Below are 3266 nucleotides of genomic sequence, written 5' to 3' on the forward strand. Positions count from 1 at the left end.
AGTAACAGTAGCAGGAGCATCACCTGCACCACCAACAGGATATACAGTTGGAACATTAGCTATAGGAGCAGTTGCAACGGTTAGCTTTAGAGTAACTGTAGCAACAATACCAACAGTAAATCCAATACCAAACGATGGGTCAATTAGTTATGTATATAATATAACTCCGACATCAATTGGTACAGGAGGAGATAATACAAACCAAGTTACAACTAATATAAGTCAAGCTTCATTAGATTCAACTAAGGAAGTAAGCTCATCTTCAGCTACTTTAGGCGATATATTAACTTATACAATTGCTTTAAGTAACCCTGGAAATGTAGAAGTTTATAATGTTAAGCTTATAGATACAATTCCAAATGGAACTACACTAGTTCCAAATTCAGTATTTGTAAATGGTGTGCCAGATGCGGGAAGTCCAGCTCCTCCAAGCGGTTTAACAATTGGAACTATAGCTGGAGGAACTATTACAACAGTTACATTCCAAGTAACTGTAGCAAGTGTACCAAATCCAAATCCTATAGTTAATAGAAGTTCTTCTTCTTATAACTTTAATGTTGGAACAGTAGTAAATACAGGTTCATCAGGTTCAAATCCTGTTTTAACTACAGTAAGCTTTGGTAATTTAACTTCAAACAAGAATGCATCACCAGCAGGAATTAGTGTAGGTGGAACAGTAGTATATTCAATAGTATTAAAGAATACAGGAATTAGCCCAGTTTATAATGTAACTGTAATAGATACAATTGCTGATGGAGCAAGCTTTATTCCTAATTCAGTAAGAATTAATAGTGTAACAATACCAGGAGTTTCTCCAGAGCCTTTAGCAGGACTTTCGGTTCCAACTATAGCAGCAGGATCAACATCAACAGTGACATTCCAAGTTGTTGTAACTACAATACCGGCTTCTAATTCATTAATAAATGAAGCTACAACATTCTTTAACTATGATTTGAATCCAACAACACCAATATCTGGAACAATACCATCTAATATAACTACAACACCTGTTAATCAAGGAGATATAGAGGCAGTTAAGGCGTCAGACCCATCAACCGCAACAATCGGAGATGTAGTAACTTATATAGTTTCTATAGAAAATACCGGTAATGTACCAGTGTATAATGTAAACTTTATAGATACAATTCCAAATGGAACAACCTTTGTTGCAAATTCAGTAAAAATTAATGATGTAACTCTGCCAGGAGCATCACCTGCACCTATAGCTGGAGTATCAGTAGGTACAATATCTGCAGGTACAACTACTACTTTAAGCTTTAAGGTAACAATAGCAACATTGCCATCTCCTAACCCAATTTTAAATATTGGTAATGTAAGATTCACGTATAATCAAACACCTACAATACCAATAACTAAGGGTACAGGAACTAATACTGCAACTACAGATATAAGCCAAGGTTCTGTAACAATGTCTAAGGCTGTAGACTTTGTAGAAGCTGATTTAGGTTATACAGTAACCTATACTTTAGTATTAAGAAATAAAGGTAATGTGCCTGTTTATAATACAACTATAATTGATACAGTACCAAATGGAGGAACCTTTATTCCAAATTCATTAATAATAGATGGAATTCCAGATGTAGGTAGCCCAGAGCCACCAATAGGAGCAATAGTTCCAACTATACCACAAGGTTCTTCATCAACTGTAACATTCCAAATTACTGTAACTACAATGCCAAGTCCAAATCCAATGAAAAATATTGCTTCAATGAGTTTCACGTATTTTACAAATCCAACAACACCTAATTCAGGAAGTGGAACATCTAATGCTGTAAATACAAAAGTAAATCACGGAGATATAAAAAATACAAAAGCTGCAAATAATCAATTTACAACTTTAAATGAAACTTTAATATTTACTATAACATTAGTTAATACAGGAAATGTACCTGTTAATAATGTATTTGTACAAGATACTATACCAACAGGAACAAGCTTTATAAATAACTCTGTTAAGGTAAATAATGTAACAGTACCAGGAGGAAATCCACAAACAGGTATAAGCATAACAAGTATAGCACCAGGAGGAATTGCAACTGTATCATTTGCAGTAACTGTAAATACAGTTCCAAGTCCAAATTCAATATCTAACCAAGCAATTACAAGTTATAGATATACTGTAATATCAACAAATCCAAATGGCGCAATAGCAACTGTACCAAGTAATGTAACAGATTCAAAAGTAAATATAGCAACAATATCCGCTGAAGATGGTGGACTTGTTAAAACAGTTGATAAGCTATTTGCTGATTTAGGAGATACAATAACTTATACTATTGCTTTAAAAAATACTGGAAATGTAAATGCAGATAGTGTAGTTTTATATGACACAATACCAAAAGGAACAATCTTTATTGCTGATTCTGTTACTGTAGACTTTATAATAGTACCAGGTGTTAGCCCACAAAATGGTGTATCTATAGGATCTATAGCACCAACTCAAGTTGTAACAGTAAGTTATCAGGTAGTTGTAAATAGCATAACTATACCAACGCCAGACCCAATACCAAACTATGCAGATGTAGCATATAGCTTTAATATTTGCGTATAACCATATACTGTAGATAAAAAAAAGGGAGGCTCAACAAGTATTTTTGAACCTCCCAATTTTTTTAATTTAAGAATAGATAATATAAAAGTTTAAAAGTGGTAAATGTAAAGAAAAAAGTGAATATTATAAAGTAGTATAAAATTTTATTAATTTTTATAAATAGAATAGAAAAAGTAATTTATTGAGGAGGATAGAACTTATGGCAACTTGTAATCAGTCTACAAGAAATACCTCCAACATTGTGCAAACTAAAATAAGTAGAGCTCAAATATCAAATAGAGATAATGGGCTTGCAAAAAGCACAGATAAGCCTTATGCAAGTGTTGGTGAGACTATGACTTACACAATTGTCCTTAAGAATACAGGGAATACAGCTGCCGATAATATAGTATTTATAGATACGATTCCAACTGGATTAGGCTTTGTTACAAATTCTGTAATGCTAAATGGGGCAACAATACCTGGGATAAGTCCAGAACTACCAGGGGGAGTAACGCTAGCTACTTTATTACCTGGAAATGTTGCAACTATAAGTTTTAAAACTACTGTTAATTCATTGCCAGTAGTAAGTCAAGCAAATAATGTTGGTGAGGTTAGTTATAATTATACAGTTGACCCATCACTACCTAATGGTTCTAGTTCAAACAATCCAACTAATGTAGTAACATCAACTATAGCTAATGCTAGTTTAGAT

2 protein-coding genes are annotated in these 3266 nt (G+C 33.3%); both read left to right on the forward strand.

Features of this window, described 5'->3' with window-relative positions:
• Window positions 1-2572: beta strand repeat-containing protein (locus ACRC03_RS12570; RefSeq protein ID WP_438652919.1), on the forward strand; the 2572-nt coding region annotated here is incomplete at its 5' end.
• 199 nt (window positions 2573-2771) lie between these two features.
• A partial coding sequence (locus ACRC03_RS12575; RefSeq protein WP_438652920.1) for a DUF11 domain-containing protein occupies window positions 2772-3266 on the forward strand: 495 nt, incomplete at its 3' end.

Origin of the sequence: Romboutsia sp., from assembly GCF_051659545.1 — a bacterium.
GTDB lineage: Bacteria > Bacillota > Clostridia > Peptostreptococcales > Peptostreptococcaceae > JBOFOR01.